Genomic DNA, 2,274 nt, shown 5'->3' on the forward strand with positions numbered 1-2,274 from the left:
CACAAAATTTATAACTACGCGATTTGGAAATGTCTTAGGGTCCAATGGTTCCGTAATTCCGCATTTTAAGCGGCAAATTGCTAAAGGCGGTCCTGTAACAGTTACCCACCCCGATATCATAAGATATTTTATGACGATTCCTGAAGCCTGTCAACTTGTATTGCAAGCAGGAACTATGGGTAAAGGAGGTGAAATCTTTGTTTTTGATATGGGAGATCCTGTGCGTATAATGGATTTGGCTAAACGAATGATTCAACTTTCGGGCTTAATTCCCGGTGAGGATATTCAGGTTAAAGTTACCGGTTTGAGGCCCGGTGAAAAACTATTTGAAGAATTACTGGCTGATACTTCTTTGAATTTACCAACACACCACAATAAAATTATGGTTGCAAAAGATACCCCTCAAAACTTTAAAAAGATTTCACCACATTATGAAAAGATCATTAAAGCCGCTTTACGGGGAAGTGAGGAAGATGTAGTAAAACTGCTCAAAGGAATAGTACCCGAGTATAAAAGTGAAAATTCAAAGTTTCAGAACCTGGATGATTAATTTTCATCCATTGCGTGATACACATTTTGAACATCATCATCTTCTTCAATTTTTTCCAGGAGTTTTTCTACATCGGCTGCCTGATCTTCAGTGAGTTTTTTGGTAACCTGAGGAATTCTTTCAAAACCAGATGATAATATTTCGAGTTCGTTTTCTTCAAGGTATTTCTGGATGGCGCCAAAACTTTCAAAAGGAGCATAAATCAGGATGCCATCTTCGTCTTCAAAAACCTCTTCAACACCAAAGTCGATGAGTTCGAGCTCTAATTCTTCAAGGTCCAGTTCCGTTTTTTGAATTCTAAAATTACAGGTATGATCAAACATAAATGACACCGATCCGCTGGTACCCATGTTTCCGTCACATTTATTAAAATAGGAACGAATATTGGCAACGGTTCGTGTGTTGTTGTCTGTTGCGGTTTCAACCAAAATGGCAATTCCATGGGGGGCATACCCTTCGAAAAGCACTTCTTTATAGTCACCAAGATTTTTATCTGAAGCACGTTTTATGGCACGTTCAATATTGTCTTTGGGCATATTGACTGCCTTTGCGTTTTGAATAACGGCTCGTAAACGCGAATTAGTGTCAGGGTCAGGTCCCCCTTCTTTTACAGCCATTACAATGTCTTTTCCAATGCGTGTAAAGGCTTTTGACATAGCTGACCAGCGTTTCATCTTTCTTGCCTTCCTGAATTCAAATGCTCTTCCCATACTGTGATTTGTGTTCTAAAATTTAGAATTCAAAAATACTAATTCTACAAAACAATTAACTAATGATGCCATCAATTATTTGGGCTAACTGGAAATCTTTTTCCGTTAAACCACCTGCCTCATGTGAACTTAGAGAAATACTTAGTTTGTTGTAGACATTGCTCCAGTCAGGGTGGTGGTTTAAATTTTCTGCTTCAAAGGCAATACGGGTCATTACTGTAAAACAGTCTTTAAAATCTGAAAACTCAATGGTTGTATGAATGGCATTGTCACTATACTCCCAGTCTTCAATGTGTTTTAACTGTTCTTTGATTTGACTTTCTGATAATTTACTCATAATAATGTGGTTTTTAAAGTTGGAATGTTTTGATTAAGTGTAACTTCATTAATAACATCAAGCACACTGTATTTGTGTTCTTCAAGACTGTAGCTTTTTTTTGGGAGCACAGCCTCAAAGCGATCTGCGTTGGATTCATAAACCCTTTTAAAAAGAGGTCTGATGGAACCCAGTTTTTCTGAAATTTCTTCAAACAAATCACTGTGATGAATCAAATCAGTCGATCCACTATGAAAAATACCATATTTTGATTGATTGACCAAATAATGAAGCTGTTGTGATATTCGGGTATCTGTTGTTACATTCACAACTAAATCAGGATAGATTTCAAACACATCCTGAGTAGCAATGGCATATTTTAACTTTGTAATTTCTGGGGCATTCACTCCCAAAACAAGTGGCAACCTAACGATGGTGCATTGTTGTGGAGGAAGTTGTTTTAGTAATTTTTCAACAGTAAGGGCTAGTTTTCCTGACTTTGATACGGCAAATGCTTTGTCATTTTCCAAGGCCGGAAAATTTCTGATTCCATCAAACACTTTTACAGTTGAAATATAAAATAAACGACACCTTTTGGTGGTCAAAACATAGGAACAGAGTTTTTGATGCACTTTGAGTAAACTCGTATAGTTTCCTCCAAAGCAAGAAATGATTACTGAGGGCTAAGTGGTGTTTAA

At 37.1% G+C, this 2,274-nt stretch carries 4 protein-coding genes; 1 reads left to right on the forward strand and 3 read right to left on the reverse strand.

What is annotated here, in order from left to right; genetic code table 11:
• On the forward strand, positions 1-550 hold a 550-nt coding region (locus AACY61_RS12675), incomplete at its 5' end, for a polysaccharide biosynthesis protein (protein ID WP_339611945.1).
• Here AACY61_RS12675 and AACY61_RS12680 read toward each other — a convergent pair.
• Genes AACY61_RS12680 through AACY61_RS12690 form a run of 3 tightly spaced genes read right to left on the reverse strand, consistent with a single transcriptional unit; the run spans position 547 to position 2,181 of the window.
• Positions 547-1,260 carry a YebC/PmpR family DNA-binding transcriptional regulator gene (locus AACY61_RS12680; protein WP_339611946.1) on the reverse strand — a complete coding sequence of 238 codons (714 nt, stop codon included), beginning with the start codon at positions 1,258-1,260 and terminating at the stop codon, positions 547-549. The two genes, AACY61_RS12675 and AACY61_RS12680, sit on opposite strands and share 4 nt — an antisense overlap.
• Before the next feature lie 55 nt (positions 1,261-1,315).
• Positions 1,316-1,597, reverse strand: coding sequence for a 4a-hydroxytetrahydrobiopterin dehydratase (locus AACY61_RS12685; RefSeq protein WP_339611947.1), 282 nt, complete (start codon positions 1,595-1,597; stop codon positions 1,316-1,318).
• Positions 1,594-2,181: a sugar nucleotide-binding protein gene (locus tag AACY61_RS12690; protein WP_339611948.1), complete on the reverse strand. Its 588-nt coding sequence runs from the start codon at positions 2,179-2,181 to the stop codon at positions 1,594-1,596. Before AACY61_RS12690 ends, AACY61_RS12685 begins: the two co-directional genes overlap by 4 nt.
• Positions 2,182-2,274: the final 93 nt, after the last annotated feature.

It is taken from the genome of uncultured Planktosalinus sp., from assembly GCF_963973675.1.
GTDB lineage: Bacteria > Bacteroidota > Bacteroidia > Flavobacteriales > Flavobacteriaceae > Planktosalinus.